Source organism: Sphingomonas sp. BRN-1R, from assembly GCF_057748035.1.
In genome coordinates this window covers 781393-802160 of record NZ_CM173236.1, presented here as the reverse complement: position 1 = coordinate 802160, position 20768 = coordinate 781393, and the positions used below count along the sequence as shown (strand labels likewise).

General features: G+C 69.1%; 21 protein-coding genes and 1 pseudogene. 5 read left to right on the top strand and 17 right to left on the bottom strand.

Going from position 1 to position 20768, the window contains the following annotated elements; all coding sequences use genetic code 11:
* The first annotated feature begins 97 nt into the window (after window positions 1–97).
* Window positions 98–769 (top strand): c-type cytochrome, encoded by a 672-nt coding sequence (locus tag AC3ANX_RS03660; protein ID WP_488335679.1) that lies wholly within the window; start codon window positions 98–100, stop codon window positions 767–769.
* A 256-nt stretch (window positions 770–1025) separates the two neighbouring features.
* Here AC3ANX_RS03660 and AC3ANX_RS03655 read toward each other — a convergent pair whose 3' ends face one another.
* Window positions 1026–1910 (bottom strand): LOG family protein, encoded by an 885-nt coding sequence (locus AC3ANX_RS03655; protein WP_488335678.1) that lies wholly within the window; start codon window positions 1908–1910, stop codon window positions 1026–1028.
* A gap of 46 nt (window positions 1911–1956) precedes the next feature.
* Window positions 1957–2604 carry an extensin family protein gene (locus tag AC3ANX_RS03650; protein ID WP_488335677.1) on the bottom strand — a complete coding sequence of 216 codons (648 nt, stop codon included), beginning with the start codon at window positions 2602–2604 and terminating at the stop codon, window positions 1957–1959.
* A 199-nt stretch (window positions 2605–2803) separates the two neighbouring features.
* Here AC3ANX_RS03650 and AC3ANX_RS03645 point away from each other — a divergent pair, with 199 nt between their 5' ends.
* The 3 genes from AC3ANX_RS03645 to AC3ANX_RS03635 all read left to right on the top strand — a co-directional run bounded on the left by AC3ANX_RS03645 (window position 2804) and on the right by AC3ANX_RS03635 (window position 6904).
* Window positions 2804–3946, top strand: a complete 1143-nt coding sequence (locus AC3ANX_RS03645; RefSeq protein ID WP_488335676.1) for a phosphoserine transaminase — start codon at window positions 2804–2806, stop codon at window positions 3944–3946.
* Window positions 3947–4074: 128 nt separating this feature from the next.
* The gene (gene serA / locus AC3ANX_RS03640) at window positions 4075–5652 is read left to right on the top strand and encodes a phosphoglycerate dehydrogenase (RefSeq protein ID WP_488335675.1); all 1578 of its coding nucleotides are present in this window, start codon (window positions 4075–4077) and stop codon (window positions 5650–5652) included.
* Window positions 5653–5800: 148 nt separating this feature from the next.
* On the top strand, window positions 5801–6904 hold the full coding sequence (locus tag AC3ANX_RS03635; RefSeq protein ID WP_488335674.1) for an ATP phosphoribosyltransferase regulatory subunit: 1104 nt from the start codon (window positions 5801–5803) through the stop codon (window positions 6902–6904).
* Window positions 6905–7186: 282 nt separating this feature from the next.
* Here AC3ANX_RS03635 and AC3ANX_RS03630 read toward each other — a convergent pair whose 3' ends face one another.
* On the bottom strand, window positions 7187–8512 hold the full coding sequence (locus AC3ANX_RS03630; protein WP_488335673.1) for a dihydroorotase: 1326 nt from the start codon (window positions 8510–8512) through the stop codon (window positions 7187–7189).
* A 44-nt stretch (window positions 8513–8556) separates the two neighbouring features.
* Between AC3ANX_RS03630 and ygfZ the strand changes: the two genes are divergently transcribed.
* The gene (gene ygfZ / locus AC3ANX_RS03625) at window positions 8557–9294 is read left to right on the top strand and encodes a CAF17-like 4Fe-4S cluster assembly/insertion protein YgfZ (protein ID WP_488335672.1); all 738 of its coding nucleotides are present in this window, start codon (window positions 8557–8559) and stop codon (window positions 9292–9294) included.
* 158 nt (window positions 9295–9452) lie between these two features.
* Here ygfZ and AC3ANX_RS03620 read toward each other — a convergent pair whose 3' ends face one another.
* The 14 genes and pseudogenes from AC3ANX_RS03620 to AC3ANX_RS03555 form a co-directional block, all read right to left on the bottom strand.
* Window positions 9453–10574 carry an OmpA family protein gene (locus AC3ANX_RS03620; protein ID WP_488335671.1) on the bottom strand — a complete coding sequence of 374 codons (1122 nt, stop codon included), beginning with the start codon at window positions 10572–10574 and terminating at the stop codon, window positions 9453–9455.
* Between the two features lie 136 nt (window positions 10575–10710).
* Complete coding sequence (locus AC3ANX_RS03615; RefSeq protein ID WP_488335670.1) at window positions 10711–11214, bottom strand: DUF2793 domain-containing protein; 504 nt, start codon at window positions 11212–11214, stop codon at window positions 10711–10713.
* Window positions 11215–11216: 2 nt separating this feature from the next.
* A complete protein-coding gene (locus tag AC3ANX_RS03610) occupies window positions 11217–13388 on the bottom strand; it encodes a phage tail protein (RefSeq protein ID WP_488335669.1) in 2172 nt (723 codons plus the stop codon).
* Window position 13389: 1 nt separating this feature from the next.
* Complete coding sequence (locus tag AC3ANX_RS03605; RefSeq protein ID WP_488335668.1) at window positions 13390–13794, bottom strand: peptidoglycan endopeptidase; 405 nt, start codon at window positions 13792–13794, stop codon at window positions 13390–13392.
* Complete coding sequence (locus AC3ANX_RS03600) at window positions 13791–14600, bottom strand: DUF2163 domain-containing protein (RefSeq protein WP_488335667.1); 810 nt, start codon at window positions 14598–14600, stop codon at window positions 13791–13793. The genes AC3ANX_RS03605 and AC3ANX_RS03600 overlap by 4 nt, the downstream gene beginning before the upstream one ends.
* 2 nt (window positions 14601–14602) lie before the next feature.
* Window positions 14603–16897, bottom strand: a complete 2295-nt coding sequence (locus tag AC3ANX_RS03595) for a DUF2460 domain-containing protein (RefSeq protein ID WP_488335666.1) — start codon at window positions 16895–16897, stop codon at window positions 14603–14605.
* Between the two features lie 2 nt (window positions 16898–16899).
* Entirely contained in the window at window positions 16900–17463 is a 564-nt protein-coding gene (locus AC3ANX_RS03590; RefSeq protein ID WP_488335665.1) for a tail tape measure protein, read from the bottom strand.
* On the bottom strand, window positions 17456–17653 hold the full coding sequence (locus AC3ANX_RS03585; protein ID WP_488335664.1) for a phage tail assembly chaperone: 198 nt from the start codon (window positions 17651–17653) through the stop codon (window positions 17456–17458). Before AC3ANX_RS03585 ends, AC3ANX_RS03590 begins: the two co-directional genes overlap by 8 nt.
* Window positions 17650–17961 (bottom strand): GTA-gp10 family protein, encoded by a 312-nt coding sequence (locus tag AC3ANX_RS03580; protein WP_488335663.1) that lies wholly within the window; start codon window positions 17959–17961, stop codon window positions 17650–17652. The genes AC3ANX_RS03585 and AC3ANX_RS03580 overlap by 4 nt, the downstream gene beginning before the upstream one ends.
* Complete coding sequence (locus tag AC3ANX_RS03575) at window positions 17958–18365, bottom strand: phage major tail protein, TP901-1 family (protein ID WP_488335662.1); 408 nt, start codon at window positions 18363–18365, stop codon at window positions 17958–17960. The genes AC3ANX_RS03580 and AC3ANX_RS03575 overlap by 4 nt, the downstream gene beginning before the upstream one ends.
* A gap of 24 nt (window positions 18366–18389) precedes the next feature.
* A complete protein-coding gene (locus AC3ANX_RS03570) occupies window positions 18390–18788 on the bottom strand; it encodes a DUF3168 domain-containing protein (protein WP_488335661.1) in 399 nt (132 codons plus the stop codon).
* On the bottom strand, window positions 18785–18979 hold the full coding sequence (locus AC3ANX_RS03565) for a hypothetical protein (RefSeq protein ID WP_488335660.1): 195 nt from the start codon (window positions 18977–18979) through the stop codon (window positions 18785–18787). Before AC3ANX_RS03565 ends, AC3ANX_RS03570 begins: the two co-directional genes overlap by 4 nt.
* Window positions 18973–19536 (bottom strand): head-tail connector protein, encoded by a 564-nt coding sequence (locus AC3ANX_RS03560; protein ID WP_488335659.1) that lies wholly within the window; start codon window positions 19534–19536, stop codon window positions 18973–18975. The genes AC3ANX_RS03565 and AC3ANX_RS03560 overlap by 7 nt, the downstream gene beginning before the upstream one ends.
* A gap of 103 nt (window positions 19537–19639) precedes the next feature.
* Window positions 19640–20691 (bottom strand): annotated as a pseudogene (locus AC3ANX_RS03555) (phage major capsid protein).
* Window positions 20692–20768: the final 77 nt, after the last annotated feature.

The window sequence follows — 20768 nt, the reverse complement described above, 5'->3', positions numbered from 1 at the left end:
GCCCTAGCGATGCGGCACCACGCACACAAGCGGCGCTTGCGGTGGTGGGCTCGCGAATCTAAGGATGGACAAACATCGGAGAGGGGCCACGAAAGCGATGGACAGCCGTACCAATACGATCGCGGGATGGACGCTCGGCGCGTGCGCAGCCGCGTTGGCGCTGACGATCGCCGGTTCGACACTGTTCACGGCGGAAAAGCCGGAGAAGGCCGGCTATCCCGTCGAGGGTGTTTCGGCCGACGCGGGCGGCGGCGGCGAGGCGGAGGTGCCGATCGCCGACCTGCTCGCCAAGGCCGATGCCGCGCACGGCGCGGAAGTGTTCAAGAAGTGCGCGGCCTGCCACACCATCAACCAGGGCGGGGCGAACGGGATCGGCCCGAACCTGTATGCGACCGTGGGCGAGGCCAAGGGCCAGGGCAAGGCGGGCTTCGCCTTCTCCGACGCCTTGAAGGGCAAGGGTGGCACCTGGGACTTCGATTCGCTCAATTCCTGGCTGGCCAGCCCGCGCAAGTTCGTGCCGGGCACCAAGATGACCTTCGCCGGCCTCTCGGCGGGCAAGGACCGCGCCGACGTGATCCTCTATCTCAATCAGCAGGGCTCGAACCTGCCGCTGCCCGCCCCCAAGGCCGGCGCGCCGACCGCGACCGAGGCGAAGGCGCCGCCGGGCGCCGCTCCCGCCACGCCGGGCGACAAGGCCAAACCGAGCGCCGAAGGCTTGTCGAACGTCGCCACGCCCGCAGACGTGGCGGCACCGGAGAAGAAGAGATAAGGCGGACAGGGGCGCGAATCTCGCCCTCCGCACCGTCTGTCGGCCACCGATCGTCGTCACCCCAGCGCACGCTGGGGTCTCTCGCCATGGCATGAGCGGCCGGGCAGGAGCGCCCTTGGCGCCTGCGGCTCACGAAATTGCGGGAGATGCCAGCGTCCGCTGGCATGACGAAGCGGACTGCGGAGGTCGAAGGACGCGCCGCAAGCGTCTCGCCCACGACACGCACGTCGACTCCCCAGTGCGAACGGGTGGCGCGCTACTCCGCCGGGAAAACCGTCGGGTCCGCCTCGCGGTAGAAGTCGCGTACCACGTCCCAGCCTTCTTGCGCGGTTTCGACGAATTTGAAGATGCCGAGATCCTTGCGCGAGACCACGCCTTCCTCGACCAGCGCTTCGAAATTGACCACCCGGTTCCAGAACTCGCGGCCATAGAGCAGCACGGGGATCGGCGCGATCTTCCCGGTCTGGATCAGCGTCAGCAGTTCGAACAGTTCGTCGAACGTGCCGAACCCGCCGGGGAACGCCGCCAATGCGCGCGCGTGGAGCAGGAAGTGCATCTTCCGAAGCGCGAAATAGTGGAACTGCATCGACAGCGACGGCGTGACATACGGGTTCGGCGCCTGCTCATGCGGCAACACGATGTTGAGCCCGATCGATTCGTACCCGGCCTCGGCCGCGCCGCGGTTCGCCGCCTCCATGATCGAGGGGCCGCCGCCCGAGCATACGACGAAGTGGCGCTTGCCGTTCGCATCGTCGGGGAAGCGGCTGGCGAGTCCGGCCAATTCCCGCGCGACATCGTAATATTTCGACTTCGCCACCAGCCGCTCGGCGATCGCGCGCGCTTCGTCACCCTGCGCAAGGTCGAGCATCGCCTGCGCCTTGGCGGGCTCGGGGATGCGGGCCGAGCCATAGACGACGAAGGTCGAGGCGATGTTCGCCTCCTCCAGGATCAGCTCGGGCTTGAGCAGTTCGAGCTGGAAGCGCACCGGCCGCAGATCCTCGCGCAGCAGGAAGTCCATATCCTGAAAGGCGAGGCGGTAGGCCGGGGTTTCGGTTTGCGGGGTGCTGACGCCGGTCTTGGCTTTTTCGGCATCCTGGCGAGCGCGCGGAAAGACGCGCGACGGAACATGGGTATCACTCATTTCCGGCTGTGTAGGCCAAAGCGGCGCGGGTTTGAACCCCTGCGCATCAGCGGCAGAAGCTCTTGTGATCGTCCTCCAGGTGAAAATGGTTGCGGTGCGCGGCGTTATAGTCCGGGCTCAGCACCGTGCCGAAGCGCTTGCAGGCCGAATCGTGCACCGTACGCAGGAACGCGCGCACCTGCGGGTCGGGCGAGTTCCACCCGTCGAGCACGCTGATCCGCCGCCCGTCCTGCAACACGAACGCCGCGATATCGACCGCGTTTGCGATCGCATGCCCGGACAGCATCGGCCGCGCCGTGCCGATCGTATTGCGGCACGCGTAGGTGCCGAAACTGTCGATCCGCACCAGATCGCTGCCGAGCATCTGATGCGCGGCCGGCACCGCGGCATGCCGCGCCCATCCCGCCAGACTGCGTGCAAGCCCGCACCGCATCGCCTTGAGGTTGGTGACGGGCAGGCCGATGTCGATAAGCTGCACCGCGCCGATGATCCGGCAGCCGCCGCCATAATCCCGATCGGGCAGCGGGCTGAACCGCACATCCTCGCGCGACAGATCGGTGAAGCAGGCCTGCGTCTCGCGACTCGTCGGCAGGTTGAGCGTGACCGGCTTCGATCCGCGCGGGCGCGGCGGCGGCGTCTTGCCCCCGCAACCGGCTAGGATGGCGAGTGCCGGCAGCACCAGCCAGCCCGTCATGCCGGATTTGTTCCGGCATCCACCTATCCGCAGACGCAACACGCGCCGCTCTTGCTGCACGGTGGATGCCGGAACAAGTCCGGCATGACGTTTTGCGATAAAGCGACCTATTCGATTGACACTCCGCCGTTCGCCGCTAAGGCCGGCGACGGGCCACGCGGTCCCAACGCCGCGCGTGCTCTCTGTAAGGAGAGACTACATGACTGATCCGCTCGCTACCCCAGCGCACAAGCCTGCGCGCCCCTTCTTCAGCTCCGGTCCCTGCGCCAAGCCTCCGGGCTGGTCCGCCGCCGATCTCGCGACCGAATCGCTCGGCCGTTCGCATCGCTCGAAGATCGGCAAGACCCGTCTCGCCTATTGCATCGACCTGATGCGCGAGCTGCTCGACCTGCCCGACACCCACCGCATCGGCATCGTCCCCGGCTCCGACACCGGCGCGTTTGAAATGGCGATGTGGACGATGCTGGGCGCGCGCGGCGTGACGACGCTTGCTTGGGAGAGCTTCGGCGAAGGCTGGGTGACCGACGCGGTCAAGCAATTGAAGCTCGATCCCACCGTGATCCGCGCCGATTACGGCCAGCTTCCAGATCTCGCCACCGTCGACTGGTCGACCGACGTGCTGTTCACCTGGAACGGCACCACCTCGGGCGTGCGCGTGCCGAACGGCGACTGGATTCCGGAGACCCGCGAGGGTCTCTCCTTCGCCGACGCCACCTCGGCGGTGTTCGCCTACCCGCTGCCGTGGGACAAGATCGACGTCGCCACTTTCTCCTGGCAGAAGGTGCTGGGCGGCGAAGGCGGCCACGGCGTGCTGATCCTCGGGCCCCGCGCGGTCGAGCGGCTGGAAAGCTACACCCCCGCATGGCCGCTCCCCAAGGTGTTCCGCCTGATGGCCAAGGGCAAGCTGGCCGAAGGCGTGTTCAAGGGCGAGACGATCAACACGCCGTCGATGCTGGCGGTGGAAGACGCGATCTTCGCGCTCGAATGGGGTAAGTCGATCGGCGGCGCTGCGGGGCTGATCGCGCGCAGCGACGCCAATGCCGCCGCGCTGGACAGAATTGTGGCGGAGCGTTCGTGGCTCGGCCATCTCGCCACCGATGAGGCTTCGCGTTCCAAGACCAGCGTGTGCCTGACGGTCGAGGGTGCCGACGAGGCGTTCATCAAGACCTTCGCCGGGCTGCTCGAAAAGCAGGGCGCGGCCTTCGACGTGGCGGGTTATCGCGACGCGCCGGCGGGCCTGCGCATCTGGTGCGGCGCGACCGTCGACACCGCCGATATCGAGGCGCTCGGGCCGTGGCTCGACTGGGCCTATGCGACGGCCAAGGCGCCGGTCGCAGCGTAATCTTTCGACGTAAACCGAAACACCGTCATCCCAGCGGAAGCTGGGATCTCTCGCGATCGAAGCGGCACGCTTGCCGCGAGAGATCCTGACTTTCGTCAGGATGACGAATTGCAGAAAGGCAATTCGTCATGCCCAAAGTCCTCATTTCCGACAAAATGGATCCCAAAGCCGCGCAGATCTTCCGCGAGCGCGGCGTCGAGGTCGACGAGATCACCGGCAAGACGCCCGAGGAACTCGCCGCGATCATCGGCCAGTATGACGGCCTCGCGATCCGCAGCGCGACCAAGGTGACCAAGGCGATCCTCGAACACGCCACCAACCTCAAGGTGGTCGGCCGCGCCGGCATCGGCGTCGATAACGTCGACATCCCCGCCGCCTCCGCCAAGGGCGTGGTGGTGATGAACACCCCGTTCGGCAATTCGATCACCACCGCCGAACATGCAATCGCGCTGATGTTCGCGCTCGCCCGCGATCTGCCCGAGGCCGACAAGTCGACTCAGGCCGGCAAGTGGGAGAAGAACCGCTTCATGGGCGTCGAGATGACCGCCAAGACGCTCGGCCTGATCGGCGCGGGCAACATCGGCTCGATCGTCGCCGATCGCGCGATCGGCCTCAAGATGAAGGTCGTCGCGTTCGATCCGTTCCTGTCGCCCGAACGCGCGCTCGAACTCGGCGTCGAGAAGGTCGAACTGGACGATCTGCTCGCCCGCGCCGACTTCATCACGCTCCACACGCCGCTGACCGACCAGACGCGCAACATCCTCTCGGCCGAGAATCTCGCCAAGACCAAGAAGGGCGTGCGCATCGTCAACTGCGCGCGCGGCGGGCTGATCGACGAGGCGGCGCTCAAGGCCGGGCTCGATTCGGGTCATATCGGCGGCGCCGCGCTCGACGTGTTCGTGACCGAGCCGGCCAAGGAATCGCCGCTGTTCGGCACGCCCAACTTCATCTCGACCCCGCACCTCGGCGCGTCGACCAGCGAAGCGCAGGTCAACGTCGCGATCCAGGTCGCCGAGCAGATGGCCGACTATCTCGTCTCGGGCGGGATCACCAACGCGCTCAACGTGCCGTCGCTCTCGGCCGAGGAAGCACCGCGCCTGAAGCCCTACATGGCGCTCGCCGAAAAGCTCGGCAGCCTCGTCGGCCAGCTCACGCGCGGCGCGGTGCCGCGCATCTCGATCCACACCGAGGGCGCGGCGACCGAGCTGAACCCCAAGCCGATCGTCTCGGCGGTGCTGCACGGTTTCCTGCGCACGCAGACCGACACGGTCAACATGGTCAACGCGCCGCTGCTCGCCAAGGAGCGCGGCATGGAAGTGCGCGAAGTGAAGACCGAGCGCGAGGGCGATTACCACACGCTGCTGCGCGTGTCGGTCAAGACCGACGCGGGCGAGCGTTCGGTCGCGGGCACGCTGTTCGGCGATGCCGCGCCGCGTCTGGTCGAACTGTTCGGCATCAAGGTCGAGGCCGATCTGGCGGGTCCGATGCTGTACGTCGTCAACGAGGATGCGCCCGGCTTCATCGGCCGGATCGGTTCGCTGCTCGGCGAGGCGGGCGTCAACATCGGCACCTTCCATCTCGGCCGCCGCACGGCGGGCGGCGAAGCGGTGCTGCTGCTGTCGGTCGACGAGCCGGTCACGCCCGAGCTGATCGCGCAGGTCCGCGCGCTCGCGGGCGTGAAGACCGCGATGGCGCTGGCGTTCTAAGCAACCGCAAGCGGAAGGGCCGTGCCGCGCGAGCGTGCGCGGCCTTTTCGTGTCAGCGCAAAATGCGCGGACGAGGTTGACGACACCGCGCGTGCAGGCGACGGAACGCACGATCTTCGCCATGCCGGCGACAACAAGGCTCCCCGTGATGACGTCACTTCTCCCCCAGGGTTTCCGCGATCGCCTGCCCCCTGTCGCCGATGCGACCGCGCGGCTTGAACAGGCCATCCTCGGCGCTGCCTTCCTCCATGGCTATGAGCGCGCCGATCCGGCGCTTGCCGAGTTCGAGCAGGGTCTCGCCGGGCGGCTCAAGTCGGCGAGCGCGCAGGATGCGGTGCGCTTCGTCGATCCGGTGTCGCAGCGCACGCTGGCGATCCGCCCCGATATCACCGCGCAGATCGGTCGCATCGCCGCGACGCGGATGGGGCACCACCCCCGCCCGGTGCGCCTCTCCTATGCCGGCCCGGTGCTGCGTTTACGCGCCTCGCAACTCAGCCCCGAGCGCGAGATGCTGCAAATGGGCTGCGAACTGATCGGGCTCGACACGATCGCGGCGGCGACCGAGATCGTCGGCGTCGCGGTCGAGGCGCTGGAGGCAGCGGGCGTGCGCGACATTTCGATCGATTTCACCCTGCCCGATCTGGTCGGCACGCTCGCGCAAGGCCCCTTGCCGGTCGACGCGACGCAGGTCGCGAGCCTTTGCGACCGGCTCGACGCCAAGGATGCCGGCGGCGTCGCCGAGATCGCGCGCGCCTATCTACCGCTGATCGAGGCGGCGGGGCCGTTCGAGGCGGCGCACCACCGACTCTGCGCGTTCGATGTCGGCGGCGCGCTCACCTCGCGGCTCGACGGGCTGTGGGCGATTGCGGAAGCGCTGAAAGGCCGCGTCGGGCTGACGCTCGATCCGACCGAGCGCCACGGTTTCGAATATCAGAGCTGGCTCGGCTTCTCGATCTTCGCGCGCGGCGTGCGCGGCGAAATCGGGCGCGGCGGCAGCTACACGGTCGTCCACGAGGATGGCGCGGAAGAAGCGGCGGTCGGCTTCTCGCTGTTCGCCGACGCGATCCTTGCCGCCGGCCTCGGCGATGTCGACCGTAGGCGGTTGTTCGTGCCGCTCGGCACCGATCCCGCGCTGGCGGCGCGGATGCGCGCGGACGGCTGGGTCACGGTCGCCGCGCTGGAGGCAGGCGATACTCCCGAGGCGCAGCTCTGCACGCACGTGCTGGCCGAAGGCGAAGCGCGGGCGCTTTAGACTGACGCCACGTGTCGCGCGGGCTCTATGGATTTGACACGCGGGCCGCGCTGATCCCTGCCCCCATTCGTCCTGAGCTTGTCGAAGGACATGCCACAAGCGTCACGCTCGGCCACGTGCTTCGACAAGCTCAGCACGAACGTGGATTAAATTGGTAGGCGTAAGCTCCCCAAGGAGCCTCTGCCTCCTTGCCCGTTCGTCCCGAGCGAAGTCGAAGGGCGTGCCCCAAAGGTCGCGCTCACCAAGCGCTTCGCCACGCCCGGTACAAACGGGTAGCGTGCCTCAGCCGAACTCGACCGCCTCGAAGCGGATCGGCTCACCGACCGCCGCATTCGCCAGCGCGCCGTCCCACATCACGCGGTTGCCGCGCACGATCGTCCCGATCGGCTTGCCGGTCAGCTCCATGCCGGTGAACGGCGACCAGCCACAGCGCGACGCCAGCCAGTCCTCGGTGATCGTCCAGCGCTTCTTGAGGTCGACCACGGTGAAGTCGGCATCATAGCCGACCGCGATCCGTCCCTTGCCGACGATGCCGAAGATGCGCTGCGCGCCCGCGCTGGTGAGGTCGATAACGCGCTGCAAGGTGGTGCGCCCCTCGGCGACATGGTTGAGCAGCAACGGCAGCAGCGTCTGCACGCCGGGCATACCGCTCGGCGAATCGGGATAGGGCTTGGCTTTTTCCTCGACGGTATGCGGCGCATGGTCCGAGCCGATCACGTCGGGCACGCCCTGCCGCAACCAATGCCACAGCCCGTCGCGGTGCGCGCCCGAACGGATCGGCGGGTTCATCTGCGCATAGGTGCCAAGACGCGGATAGGCCTCCTCGCCCGCCAGCGTAAGGTGCTGCGGCGTCACCTCGCAGGTGGCGATATCCTTGTGCCGCGACAGCAGTTCGAGTTCGGCGGGCGTGGTGACGTGGAGCACGTGGATCCGCCGCCGCGCCGCACGCGCCAGCTTGAGGATGCGCTGCGTGGCGAGCATCGCGCTCTCGTCGTCGCGCCACACCGGATGCGACGACGGGTCGCCGGGCACGCGCTCGCCCGCGCGCGCGTTCATGCGAAACTCGTCCTCGGCATGGATCGCGACGCGGCGTTTGCCCGAGGCGAGCACATCGGCAAGCGACGAATCCTCCGACACCAGCAGATCGCCGGTCGAGGCGCCCATGAAGATCTTGACGCCCGCCGTACCCGGCATCCGCTCCAGCTCGGCGAGATCGCGCGCGTTGTGGTTGGTCGCGCCGACGTAGAACGCATGGTCGCACCACATGCGGTGATGCGCGCGCGTCAGCTTGTCGGCGATCGCGTCGGCGCTGTCGGTGTTCGGCTTGGTGTTGGGCATTTCGAACACCGCCGTCACGCCGCCGAGCACCGCCGCCCGGCTGCCGCTTTCGAGATCCTCCTTGTGGACGAGGCCGGGTTCGCGGAAATGCACCTGCGTGTCGATCACGCCGGGCAGGATATCGAGCCCGGTGCAGTCGATCGTCTCACCGGCATCGCCGCTCGCGCCGATCGCGGCGATGCGGCCGCCGATCACGCCGACATTGGTCTGCGCCGGGCCGCTCGGCAGGTGAACCGTTCCACCCGTCAGCATCAGATCGTACCGTGCCATAGCTGCCTCTTTCGCTTGCCTCGCATCCCCCCTACCTGTTGCGGATGAGCGAAACCACCCCCACGCTGCTCGCTGACCGCGCGCTGATCCGTATCGCCGGCGAGGACCCGCGCGGTTTCCTGCAAGGTCTGGTGACGCAGGATACCGCCGGGCTCGATGCCTCGGCACCGCGCTGGGGCGCGTTGCTGACGCCGCAGGGCAAGGCGTTGTTCGATTTCCTGCTGTGGGCCGATGCCGATGGCGCGGTGCTGCTGGATTGCGAAGCGAGCGCGGCCGAGGCTCTGACGCGGCGACTGGCGATGTACCGCCTGCGCCGGGTGATCACGATCGAGCCGGCGGCGGGCGGAGTGCACTGGTCGTCGCGGCACGGCGCGCATGTCGATCCGCGCCTCCCCGATCTTGGTTTCCGCTGGATCGGCGAAGCCTCCGGCGCGCCGGCCGACGACGCATGGCGCGCACACCGGCTGGCGGTCGGCGTGACGGAGGGAATGGGAGAACTCGGCAGCGACCAGACGCTCTGGTTGGAATGCAATGCGCGCGAACTGAACGGCGTCAGCTTCACCAAGGGCTGCTACATCGGGCAGGAGAACACTGCGCGCATGCACCACCGCGCCAAGGTGAATCGCCGGCTTGTAGTGGCCCCGATCGCGGAGCCGGGCGATCGTACGCGCGCGCGCTATCCCGAACTTGGACTCATGGTCGAATTGCGCCGGGTCGAGGCACTCGGCGACGCAGTGCGTCCGGAGTGGCTGGCGGCAGCGCTGGCGGAACCCACCGCCTGATCGCACCTGGCCTGCACGGCTGCGAGTCGTCTTAAATCGCGAGAGCGCCGTCGGCAGCGGCCGGCATGCGCACGCCATATTCCGTCGCACCCACGTACCGCACATACAAAAAAGGGGGCCGGTTTCCCGACCCCCTCTCTTGAACTCGCGTTCTGGTCTTACTGACCCGAACCCGGACCGTAGGTGATTTCCACGCGACGGTTCTGCACTTCGCGAACGCCATCGGCGGTCTGAACGCGCAGGTGCGAAGGATCTTCGCCGAACGCCTGCGTGGTCACGACGCCTTCCGGGATCGAGTGCGATGCCAGATACGCCTTCACCGCATCCGCGCGACGCTGCGACAGACCGACGTTGTACGTCGGGGTGCCCGAGCGATCGGCGAAGCCGGCCAGCATGACCTGCGCGTTGCCGCACGAGGCGTACTGCGCAACGGCGTTGTCGAGGATCGACGACGCTTCGGCCGTGATGTCCGACTTGTCCCACTCGAAGAACACGATGAACGGACCAGGCGAGCAGACGGTCGCCGGCGGCGGGGGCGGCGGAGGAGTCGGCTCCGGGGGCGGCGGGGGCGGCGGCGGCGGCGGCGGCGGAGGCGTCGGCTCACCGAAGTTGTAGGTCAGGCCACCCAGCAGGCTGTGCGAGCGATAGCGCGTCTCGTAGCGCGCGCCCTCGACACCGACCAGCTTGACGTTGTCGGCGTTGAAGAAGCGATACTTGAGCGAGATGTCGACATGCTTCGACAGCGGAGCGCGAACGCCCGCCAGACCCTGCCATGCGAACACCGTGTCGCTGTCGTCGAGGATCGCGGCGCGGTTGCCGGCGCGAACGCCTGCTGCCGTGACGCGCGCAACGCCGACACCGCCGCCGACGAAGCCCTGAACCGAGTCGTCATCACCGAAGTCGAGCAGGCCGTTGACCATGAAGCTCAGAGCCGAAGTGTGGCTGTGCGGGCTGTCATAGTTGCCGGCGGGTGCGAACGAACCGGTGGTCACAGCCGGGCTGTTGACGGTCGAACGATAGGTGTCGCCCTTGGCGAACTTGTAACCGACTTCGCTTTCGAGCCGGAACATGCCCAGGTCGTAACCGATAACGCCATCGACGTCATAGCCGGTCTTGGTGTTGTAGGTCGAAGCCGACGGCGTGTTGCCGATATCGAACTTCATATCCTCCACGATCATCCCGCCGCCTTCAACGCCGACGTACCACGACTTGTCGCGGGCAAGAGCAGGCGTTGCAAGAGCAGTGGAGGCAAGCGCTACGATAACGGCTAGCTTCCGCATAGAAATCCCCTTTCCTTAGGTGTCACTCGGACAGCCCAAACTCCCTAATGCGGGCTTGGTTTCCACGCAAGCGCACAAATTCCGGCTACTGTTGCAGAAGCGCAACAGCCCCCGGTCAGCGCGGGATAGGAGCGGCTCAGGCGGCGATCAAACCATGCGTGTGCAGTGCAGCAAGAACTGCCGAGATCGCCGCCCTCGCCTCGCCGTCGATCACCGCGCCCCCCACCGGTTCCGCAATCGCCTGCAAACGCGCACCCACCACCTGCACCCCCTCGATTTCGACTCGCGTGCCGCGCACGACGCCGATCGTCCAGCCGGTATCGGCGAAGCGTGCCTGCGCGGCGTCGGCGAGGCTCCAGACGGACATTCCGGCGGTGGGCACGCAAAAGCGCCAGCCGCCCCCGGTCCAGCCGACGAAGGCCTGTGCATGTCCCGCCCATGCGCCTTGCGGTGCGGCGCCGACGATCCAGCATTGGCCGGGCGCCGGTTCCGCTGGCGGTACATCGACGCCGACCGCGACGACGACGGGTTGCGCGAGCAGGTCGAGCAATATCAGCGCCTCGTTGTGGGTCAGTTCCTTTTGCGCCTGCCCCGCGGTCAGCAGCGGCAACGCCAGTCGCGCGGAAAGATCGTCGTTCATCGTCATGCCTCCCAGTCGGGGATGAAGATCGCGGCGGCAGCGGATTCCCCGATCGATCCGATTTGCCGCACGGTTACGGTGATGCCGCCGCGTCTGTCGGCGGCGGCAAGCGCCAGCATCGACTCGGCAACCGTGACGCTGCGGGTTTGGGCGGCTGCTGCCAGGACAACGCGATATTGCTCGCGCTCCTCCACGAGCGGCGCATCGACACCGTCGATCCAGCGCCACCCGGCACGGCTGCGGCGTGTCCAGGCGATCACCGCATCGCCCCCGCCAAGCTCGCGCCAGTGCAACGCCACCGGCGAGGCCGGCAGCACCGAAGCGCCGGTGATCGCACACGCAGCAGCCGCCGGTGCATCGAGATCGCCGACTCCCGACGCGAGGATCCGCGCCGCACCGCCCAGCGTTGCGAGCGGCAGATCGAGCGTGACGCAGCTATCCTGTTCCAGCACCAGGAAGCGATCGCCGACGCGTTGCGCTCCGATCGCCGCTTCCGTGCCGCGTCGGCCGCGATACAGGTCCGACAGTCGCCAGCGCGTCGCATCGAGCTGGCGCGCGGTGGCGAACTGGACTAGCTCGTCGCCGCACAGCGCGAGATTGGCGCCGGCGTCGAGCGCGGCGGGTTCGGCGCTCATCAGCGTCATGCCGGCGTGCGCCAGCACGACGTCAAAGGCGGATCGGCGATCGACCAGCGCAGACGATGTGGCGAGCGGTACGCTCGCGAGCGTGCCGAGCGTCGCGGGTGCGGCCGTGCTGCCGGCACTCGACCAGATCGCGCCGCCATCGGTACTGTAGAGCAACGCCGCGCGCCGCCAGCCCGGCGCGCTGCCTGTCGCCGCGATCGTCAGCCGTGGCGCGCTCAGCACGCCATCGTCGAGCGGCGGGATTTCGAAGGCGTGGACGATCGTCGCGCCGGCGATCGCATCGGGTGCGGACAAGACGCGACCGCCGCTCGCCTGCGCAGGCTGTGGCGCGCTGGCGAGCCGCACGCAATCGAGCGACAGCACCATGCGTTTGAGCGACCAGCCCGTCACCCGCCACACGCCGCCCGTCCCCGCGATTCTGACGCACGCACCCGGCGCGATCCGGATCGCGTCCCAGCCGAGTGCCACCGTCCGCCGCATGCGCGCCGCCTCCGCGCGGCCGAGCGCCGCTTCCGCCATGGTCTTGGCGCTGGCCGCATCGAGCGCGGCGGGCATGTCGATGCGCTGATCGGCATAGCCCGCACCCGGCCGCCGCGCGCGCTGCACGCCGGTCTGATAATCGCGCGCCGGATCGTAATGCGCGAGCGTCACCGTGCGCGGCACCGTCTCGATCGCCGCCGTCGCACCAACCGCACGTGCGCCGCCAGTGGCGCTCGCCGCGACGCCGTCGTCGCCGATCGTGCGGTCGGGCGTGTCGCCCGCGCGCATCGCCAGCCCCGCTTCGGTGGGCGCGAACCAGCCGCCGGTCGCGGTGCCTATTAGGTCGATCACCTCGCGCGCGTTGCCATAAGCGGCGAAGCCGGGCAGCGGCAGCGACACCGCCGCGCCGTCGATCAGCCCGCCCGACACTTCGGTCACGATCGCGCCGGCGGCGACCGGACCGGCATCGGCGATCACCTCGAACGTCAGCGAGGGGATGCGGTTGCCGTAATCGGCAAGCTGGAGGTTTTCGAACACCGCATAGGCGACACCGCGATGCGCGGGCGCAAGCCCAGCGCCTTCCGCCGCGGCGATCAGCGGATCGACCGGCTGATCCTCGTCGCCGAGGTAGAGGCGGAAGCCGGTCTGAACCTTGAAGTCGCCCGCGCTCCCTCGCAGCAGGTTGCCATCCGCCCAGATCCGCCCGACGCCGAGGATCGGCCGGCCCGACAGCGCCACCGCGAACGACGCGGCATAGCTGTAGCTGGTCACGCTCGGCTGGCCCTTGCCGCTGCTCGCGGCGCCCCGGCTCTCGATCAGATCGGTCGACCAGATCACGCTGCCGGCGACGCGCATCGTGCCGAACACCTGCTGGATCGGCGTGCCGTAGGAGGAGGTCTGCACTGCCAGTTCGGTGAGGCGCGGGCCGGTGCGGCCCTTCGGCTTGAACAGCACGTCGCGGTCGACCGCCTGGCCGAGAATCGCGCCGAGCCCACCGCCGATCGGTCCACCCACCACGCTGCCGAGCGTCGTCAGCACCAAGGTCGCCATGTCAGTTCTCCTCCAGATCCACGCCCACGCGCCACGCCGCCACGCGCGGCCACGGCGGCGCCCCCGGTCGCTCGACGACCCGCCGGAGCATCGCGTCGGCGTGGACGATCCCGGCCGGCACCATCACCGCGAGGTGGAATTGCACCGGCCCCGCCGCGAACAGCAGCAGATCGCCGGGTGCGGGCTCCGCGACGCGCACCAGCCCCGCCGCGTCGATCAGCGCGGACGGATCGCCGCGCCGGATCGCGTAATCGGCAGGGATGTCGCCCGCGAAACCGGCGGCACGCGCCGCCAGCGCCGCAAGACCGACGCAATCGAGCCCGAACGCAGGATCGCGCCCGTGCAGCCGGAACCGCACGCCGACCGCGCCGCGCGCCGCCGCGACCGCTCGCTCGGCGGCGGTCATGCGCCCGGATACCGGGTAAGCAGGTCGATGCCCGGCAAATACGGCTCGCCCCGAAAGTTCGCGGCATTGCCGAACCGCGTGGCGCAGGTGGCGATGCTCTTGTCGCAGCCCTCGATCAGTTCGATCAGGTCGCCCGCCACGGGCACGAAGACGGGTTCGGCGCGCACCGTCACCACCGTCCCCGCCGAGGAGGCGATCGCCGCGTCCAACCCGCTGTTCGCGCCGCCGAACCAGCGCACCAGTCCGCCGCCATAAGCGTTGGCGACCGGCTCCTCGGTATCCACCGTCAGTGCGCGATCGGCGATCGACACCAGCCGCACGAACCGCCGCCGCCCCGCCATCGCCACGCGGCAGCGCCGGTCGCCGAGTTCGGCGCGGCATTCCGCCGAGGTTTCCTCCGCCACCGGCCGGTCGAGCGCGGCGCTGAGGCCGCGCAGTTCGGCGGTGAACGCGCCGTCATTGGTCTCGACCGCGCCGATCGTGCCCTCGCCGAGATCGACACGCCCGTCCGCGCCGGTCCAATCGACCGCGAACAACCGCACGCGCGCGCCATCCCACCGTCCGGCGGCAAGATCACGCGCGCTGATCGCACCGCTCGACAGCGCGCCCGACACGTCCATCGTATCCGCGTCGAGCCCATCGCTTCGCTTGATCGCCGAGGGCGTCATGCCCGGCGCGGCATGGTGGACGAGGCCGTCGATCGTCAGATCCCGGTCATGCGCGGTCAGCCCGATCGCGATGCCGTCGCGCCGTTCGATCCGCCAGCACAAGGCGATGGTGGACAGCGGCCCGTCGAGGAAGCCCATGCTCAATCCTCCCGCACTTCGATCAGCGGCACCGACGCCGCCGACCCCGCGAGGAAGGTCGCACGCGTCACGCTGAGACTGTCGTCGGCGAAGCGCGCGGGCACGTCGAACAGAAAGCCCGCCGTCACCACCGCACCCGCGGCAGGCGCGACGTCGAGGTCGATCATGCCGCCGTCGATCAGCGAGAACGCCGCCGTCGCCACGCCGTCCACCGCCACAGCCACGCTGCCATGCACCGGCCGGGTAATCCGGCGCACCACTTCGCCGTAATGCTTCACCAGCGCGAAGCGGACGTTGGTGCCATCCCCGACCCCGAGCTGCTGGTCGAGCGCCCCCGGCGTATCGCCACCAGACGAGGCATCGAACGGATCGCGCATGCGAAACCCCCGCGCCGGCCCCATCCGCGCACGGAAGAACGAGAGCAGCGTGGCGATGTCCGCCTCAGAACGCACGCCCGGCCCGACATCGTAGCGGGTGCGCGCCTCCGCCCAGCTTGCATTACGCGCCTCGCGGCCACCCGCGCTCGTCACGATCGCGGTGGAATATTCGGGCGTCACCTCCGCTTCGCGACCGAGCGCGAGCGGGAACAGCACATCGTCGAACGCCTGCACGTCGTCTGCCTCCTCTTGGAAATGAACGAACCCGTCGCGGATCACCTGCGGCAGCGCCCAGATCACCGCGTTGCGCACTCCGCGCGTGCGCGCCGCCTCCGCCGCCGCCTCGATCTCGCGCCAGTCGGCCGCATCGCCGGGGCGCAACACGAAGCCGGACAGATAATCGGTTTCGCCGCTCGCATAGCCGAGCCGCGCCTGCGCGGTGGCGATCGCTCGCGCGCTCGCCGCCTGATCGCCCGCAACGACGAAATCATAATCCTCGAGTTGCAGCACATCGAACGCCGGCTTCGCCCAGCCGAGCGGCAGATTGGCGCGCCGCACCTCGGGCGCATCGCTGGCGAGGACGCTCGGCAGATAGGCGAGCAGGTGGGTTTGAACATCAGGCGCGACCGCGCGCACCGCCGCGACCAGCGCCCCCGTCGATGCCGCCAGCACCGCACCCGCCGCATCCAGCAAGGCGGTCGCCTCCGCCGATTGCGCGCCGCGCACGCTGGCGATCTCGATCGGTGCCCCCAACGCCGCGCGCGCCGCCGCATCGTACAGGCACGGCCGCCCGTCGGGCATCACCCACCACCACGGCTCGCCGGCCTGGAACTTCGGCGTCAGCCCCGCCGCGACCGCGATGCCGATCACCTCGGCCGCGACCGCGTGGAGATAGGCCATCGCGCCAGCGTGCGCGGGCGAAAGCAACGTCGAGGGCGGCACCCAGCCGGTCAGCGCGGGTGATCCGTCCCAGGCGCGCTGCTTCCAGTCGCCCCAGCAATGCGCGTCGAACAGCTCGTAGCTGAGCGACCAGATCACGTCATAGCCGAGCGCTTGCGCCCGCGACGCGAAGTCGCGCTGCCACGCCCGCGCCGCCACGTTGAGCGCGCTATTGCCAAGGCTCACGTACAAGCCGCCAGCGGCGGCCTCGAGCCGGAAATAGTGGCTCATGCCGAGATAATGGACGATCGCGCCGCGATAGCCGAGGTGAAGCGCATTCCGCAGGAGGCGCGCCGGCGTGACGTTGTAGCTATCGTCATACCCGCTCGCGATGCACAGATCGTGCGCGGGCACCACCACATCGCCGATCGCCAGCACCGCACCCGGCCCGCCGCAGGCGATCCCGCTCAGCTCCACCCAGCCTTCCGCCGGTGCGGCGAGCGGCGCATCGCTCGCATCGTAAGCGGGCGGCACCAGCGAGACGAACATGCGGTCGACATCGCCCGCCCACACCGGCACCGCCTCGTCCGGCAGCAGGAACCCACCCGACAACGCGGCGAAATCGATCGTGATCTGCGCATCCTCCGGCGTGCCGGTCGCATAGTTCCACAGCCGCACGTACCAGGCGCGCGCGACGCCAGTTGCATCGCGCCCTTCGATCGTCAGCGTGGGGCCATGCACCGCATCGAGCGGCTTCACCCCCGCCGATCGCCAGTGGAACGACAGCCGGCAGCCACGAAAATCACGCGCCGTCTCGTAAGCGAGCAGCGGATGATCGAGCCGGTCCTCCGCCGCCCAGATCAGCCCGGAAAGATCGTCGGCGCGGTAGAACACCGCATCGACGCGCAACGCATCGGGCGCGGTGGTCGTCACCGCCGCCATCATCGGACGGGGGAAATCGACCGTCCAAAAGCGCGGATCGAAGCGCGAGATCACGCTCTCGCTCTGGTGGGTACGCTCGGTCGCAAGCCAATATGCCATGTTCAGCCCTCCACCGAGAGCGCGGCCTTTACCGCGCGTGCTACCTGCCGGCTCGACGCGGTCAGCGCAGCGCCGCTCTCACCACGCGCCGCGTTGACGGTGATCGCCACGTTGACGCTGCGTGCGCCGCCGCTGCCGGCGGGCACGATGCTGCCGCTCGCCGTCGGCACGAACAGTTCCGGTCCACGCTCGCCGACGACATACGGCCGCAGCGGCGACACCGGCCCGCCGGTCGCACGCCCGGGCGATCCGCCGAGCACGCCGCTCAGCGCCGACAGCAAACCGCCACCCGATCCGCCCCCGCCGACGATCGCGCCGATCCCGCTGCGAATCGCCGCGCCAGCAATGTCGCCGAGCACCGACAGCGCAACCTTGCGCAAATCCTCAAAGCCGAGCGACCCGCTCCGCGCCGCTTTGACCAAGGCGCTCTCGATCGAACGCCCCGCCTGGTCCGCGCCGCTCGCGAGCGGGCCATTCAGGCTCGCGCGCATCGTATCGACGTCGCGCGCAAAGCCGCTGGTGTCGGCGCGCACGCTCACCACCAGCCGGTCGATTTCTTCATCCATCGGGAAAGGCCTCCTTCAATCGCGCGATCGTCGCCGCATCGGGCGGCGGGGCGGCGTGTCCGCAAAGCGCCGCCACCAGCACCGCCAGTTCGGCGGGTGTCGCATCCCAGAATTGCGCAGGGCTCCAGCCGAACGCGACGCCGGCCAGCCCGGCCAGCTTCGCCGCTGCATCGGCGAAGCGCGCGCTCATCGGCCGCCGAGGATCTGCGCGAGCAGCACGCGCAGCACCGGTGTCGCCTCGGCGAGCCCGGCCGCCACCACGCCCTCGCCGAACGCATCGCGGGTAAGCAGCGGCGACGGCCCGTGCAGACAGTGCCAGAACAGCGCGACCAGCTCCGCCAGCCCGAGCTGCCCCGCCGCCGCGCGCTCGACCAGCGCGAACAGCGGCCCCAGTTCGGCCTCCGCCGCGACCAATGCTGCGAAGCTCGGCCGCAGCACGAGTGGCTCGCCGGCGATGCGGACCGTGGCCTCGCCGCGCGCCGGATTGGCCGCGCTCATGCCGCCACCACCGCGCCCGAGCTTTCGAGCGCGATCGTGTAGCTGCGCTCCCCGTTGTAATCGCCGGCATAGTCGAGCCGGGTGACGAGGAAGCGGCCGGTCATCGTCTCGCCGCTCTCAAAGCTCAGCCGGTAATCGTCGATCGTGCCGGCGAGCGCATTGCCCTTCAGCCGCACCTCCGCCGCCGAGCCGGTGAACACGCCAGCACCCGACACGCTGACCGATCGCACGCCCGCGCCCGACAGCAATTCGCGCCACCCGCCCGAATCCTTGGAGGTGATCGCCACCATCTCGCCGTTGATCGAAAGCTGCGTCGTGCGCAGCCCCGCCACCGTCGTGAAGGCGAGCGGCGCACCACCGTCGCCAACCTTGAGCAAAAACGCCCTGCCCGATTCCGCACCCATGTCTTTGCTCCTTTTCGGTTACCATCAGTCCGCCGCGAGCATCCGCACGCGGTATTCGACGATCACGCTCCACTGGCCGGGCGCGGGGCGCAGCACGCGCGTCCGCACGAAGGCGAGGCTCGCCACCCGCCAGCCGTCGAGATCGCGCGGCAGCGCCTCGATCGCCACGCACGCAGCACCGCCGAGCGCCTGGACGCGCGCAGGACTCTCCCCCGCATCGCGCAGCGTCACCGCCAGCCGCAGCTCGCGCCCGTCACGATCCTTGACGCTCCAGTCGCCGCTCAACACCTCGCCGATTTCGGCGTACGGCGGCGTCGCCTTGACGGGCGGGCCCTCGAACACGCCGTTCAGCGCCGCCGCCAGCGTTGCATCGCCCCGCAGCACGGCGAGCAACGCCGCCTGCGTCACCGCTTCCGCGCTCACAGCAGCCCCCCGATCCAGCGCAGCCGCGCATCCTCAGGCGCGATCCGCCCGTCGAGCACGATCAGGTCACCCTCGGCCGCCACGGACACTTCCGGGAACGCCGCCTGCAACCGCTCGACACCTTCGGCGATCGCCCGTTGCTGCGCGGCAGCGGCGATCGCGCCCACCCGCGCCTCCAGCCCGCTCAACATGCGTGGCCCCGCCGCATCAGCGCGATCTGGCGGAACGGCCGCCACAGCGCCGTCACCGCCGCCGGCGGAGTCGTGGCGGCATCGCGCGCGGTGAACAGATGCGCGGCGAGCAGCACCACGCCCTGCCGGATCGGCGCCGGGATCGTCGCCCAGCCATCGGCGAGACCAGCGGTGAACGTCACCCCGATCCGCGTCGCACCGCCAGCGTCGATCACCCGCACCCAGCCGTCACCGCTCGCATCGATGTCTATCGCATAGGCTTCGCTCGCCAACGCACCGCCCGTCACACCCTCGACCGCACCGATCGCGCGCACCGGCGTCGCCGCCAGCCGCCGCCACGCGGGGCTGACCGGCAACACGTCGTGCAAGCTCCGCGCGATAAGCACCTGGCCGATGAACTGTTCGGCCAACCCCAGCGCAGTCTCAGTCAACGCCGCGACCAGCGCATCCTCCTCGCCGCTGACCAGCCGCAGCATCGCCTTCACCTCGGCGAGGGCGGCGGCGCGGTCCGCCTCGCCGAGCGCGACCGCGCCCGGCCCTTCACTTCCGATCGTCATGATAACCTCCAGGCTGAGGGCGGCGCGGCCGTCGGACGGGAGCGCTGCGCGCCCCCGCCGCCCGGCCGCGCCGAGTCCGCACTTTGCTTGCGCAAAGCGCGGCTCAGCTTGCAGCGAACTTCATCAGCTTGATCGCCTCCGAATTGCTGACGCAGCCGCCGATCCGCTTGGTCGCGTAGAAGTTGACGAACGGCTTGTTCGAATAGGGATCGCGCAGGATCGCGGTCTCGCTGCGTTCCGCGATCAGATAACCCGAACGGAAATCGCCGAACGCGATCGCCAGCGCGTTGGCGGCGATGTCGGGCATGTCTTCCGCCTCGACCACCGGATAGCCGAGCAACGTCGCCGGCTGCCCCGCCGCCAGCCCCGGCGTCCACAGGAACGCGCCGTCGGCGGTCTTGAACTTGCGGATGCGCGCGAGCGTCGCCGAGTTCATCACCCAGGTGGCGTTCTGACGGTACGGGCCCCGCAAGCTCTGCACGAGGTCGATCAACCGGTCCTGCGGGCTGGCGGCGAAATCGCCGGCAGCGCCGCTCGCCAGATATTGCAGCGTGCCGAACGCGCGCGCCGCATCGCTCCCCGTCGCAACCGGCGACTGAAGGAAGCCCTTGGGCCGCCCCACGCCCGAGCCACCACGAACGCCGCCCCTTCGGCGCGCGCGAACTCGGTGGCGATCTCCCCGGCGAGCCAGCCCTCGACGTCAAACAACGCATCGTCGAGCATCGCCTGGCTCGCGCTAGGATTGGCGTAGAGTTCGCCCATCGGCGGCGCGATCTCGGTATAGGTCGGCGTGCCGGTGCCGGGCCGCGCGTCCGCCTCGCTCGCCCAGCCAGAGGGCGTGCCGCCGGTGGTGACGAGCTTGCGATAGCCCGCCGAGCCGACCTTGACGACATTGGCGATGCTGCGGATCGGCGAGATCGAGGAGAGCGCGCGGTCGATCACCGCGTCGATCTCCTTGGGGATGGCATAGCCGCCGCTGTCGCCGGTCACGCCGGTGAACGACTTCATCTCCACGCTCGCGCCAGTGCGCAGAAATCCGCCGAACGCGGCCCCCGCCGGCTCACGTGCGCCGCTCAGCAGCGGGCGCGCCACCACGCCACCCAGTTCGACACCCGAGAAGCTCGTCTCGAGCGCGTCAGCTTTCACTTCGATCATGTCATTCTCCCATGCGAAAACACCCCGGCGACACCGCCACCGGCCAGAAAAGTCGGAAGTTCGTTGAAGGCAGGAGC

Bases quoted from the DNA above. Each gene is read 5' to 3' on its own strand.
- AC3ANX_RS03660 (WP_488335679.1), top strand. From the start codon at position 98: ATGGACAGCCGTACCAATACGATCGCGGGATGGACGCTCGGCGCGTGC.
- AC3ANX_RS03655 (WP_488335678.1), bottom strand. From the start codon at position 1,910: ATGAGTGATACCCATGTTCCGTCGCGCGTCTTTCCGCGCGCTCGCCAG.
- AC3ANX_RS03650 (WP_488335677.1), bottom strand. From the start codon at position 2,604: ATGACGGGCTGGCTGGTGCTGCCGGCACTCGCCATCCTAGCCGGTTGC.
- AC3ANX_RS03645 (WP_488335676.1), top strand. From the start codon at position 2,804: ATGACTGATCCGCTCGCTACCCCAGCGCACAAGCCTGCGCGCCCCTTC.
- serA (WP_488335675.1), top strand. From the start codon at position 4,075: ATGCCCAAAGTCCTCATTTCCGACAAAATGGATCCCAAAGCCGCGCAG.
- AC3ANX_RS03635 (WP_488335674.1), top strand. From the start codon at position 5,801: ATGACGTCACTTCTCCCCCAGGGTTTCCGCGATCGCCTGCCCCCTGTC.
- AC3ANX_RS03630 (WP_488335673.1), bottom strand. From the start codon at position 8,512: ATGGCACGGTACGATCTGATGCTGACGGGTGGAACGGTTCACCTGCCG.
- ygfZ (WP_488335672.1), top strand. From the start codon at position 8,557: ATGAGCGAAACCACCCCCACGCTGCTCGCTGACCGCGCGCTGATCCGT.
- AC3ANX_RS03620 (WP_488335671.1), bottom strand. From the start codon at position 10,574: ATGCGGAAGCTAGCCGTTATCGTAGCGCTTGCCTCCACTGCTCTTGCA.
- AC3ANX_RS03615 (WP_488335670.1), bottom strand. From the start codon at position 11,214: ATGAACGACGATCTTTCCGCGCGACTGGCGTTGCCGCTGCTGACCGCG.
- AC3ANX_RS03610 (WP_488335669.1), bottom strand. From the start codon at position 13,388: ATGGCGACCTTGGTGCTGACGACGCTCGGCAGCGTGGTGGGTGGACCG.
- AC3ANX_RS03605 (WP_488335668.1), bottom strand. From the start codon at position 13,794: ATGACCGCCGCCGAGCGAGCGGTCGCGGCGGCGCGCGGCGCGGTCGGC.
- AC3ANX_RS03600 (WP_488335667.1), bottom strand. From the start codon at position 14,600: ATGGGCTTCCTCGACGGGCCGCTGTCCACCATCGCCTTGTGCTGGCGG.
- AC3ANX_RS03595 (WP_488335666.1), bottom strand. From the start codon at position 16,897: ATGGCATATTGGCTTGCGACCGAGCGTACCCACCAGAGCGAGAGCGTG.
- AC3ANX_RS03590 (WP_488335665.1), bottom strand. From the start codon at position 17,463: ATGGATGAAGAAATCGACCGGCTGGTGGTGAGCGTGCGCGCCGACACC.
- AC3ANX_RS03585 (WP_488335664.1), bottom strand. From the start codon at position 17,653: ATGAGCGCGCGCTTCGCCGATGCAGCGGCGAAGCTGGCCGGGCTGGCC.
- AC3ANX_RS03580 (WP_488335663.1), bottom strand. From the start codon at position 17,961: ATGAGCGCGGCCAATCCGGCGCGCGGCGAGGCCACGGTCCGCATCGCC.
- AC3ANX_RS03575 (WP_488335662.1), bottom strand. From the start codon at position 18,365: ATGGGTGCGGAATCGGGCAGGGCGTTTTTGCTCAAGGTTGGCGACGGT.
- AC3ANX_RS03565 (WP_488335660.1), bottom strand. From the start codon at position 18,979: ATGTTGAGCGGGCTGGAGGCGCGGGTGGGCGCGATCGCCGCTGCCGCG.
- AC3ANX_RS03560 (WP_488335659.1), bottom strand. From the start codon at position 19,536: ATGACGATCGGAAGTGAAGGGCCGGGCGCGGTCGCGCTCGGCGAGGCG.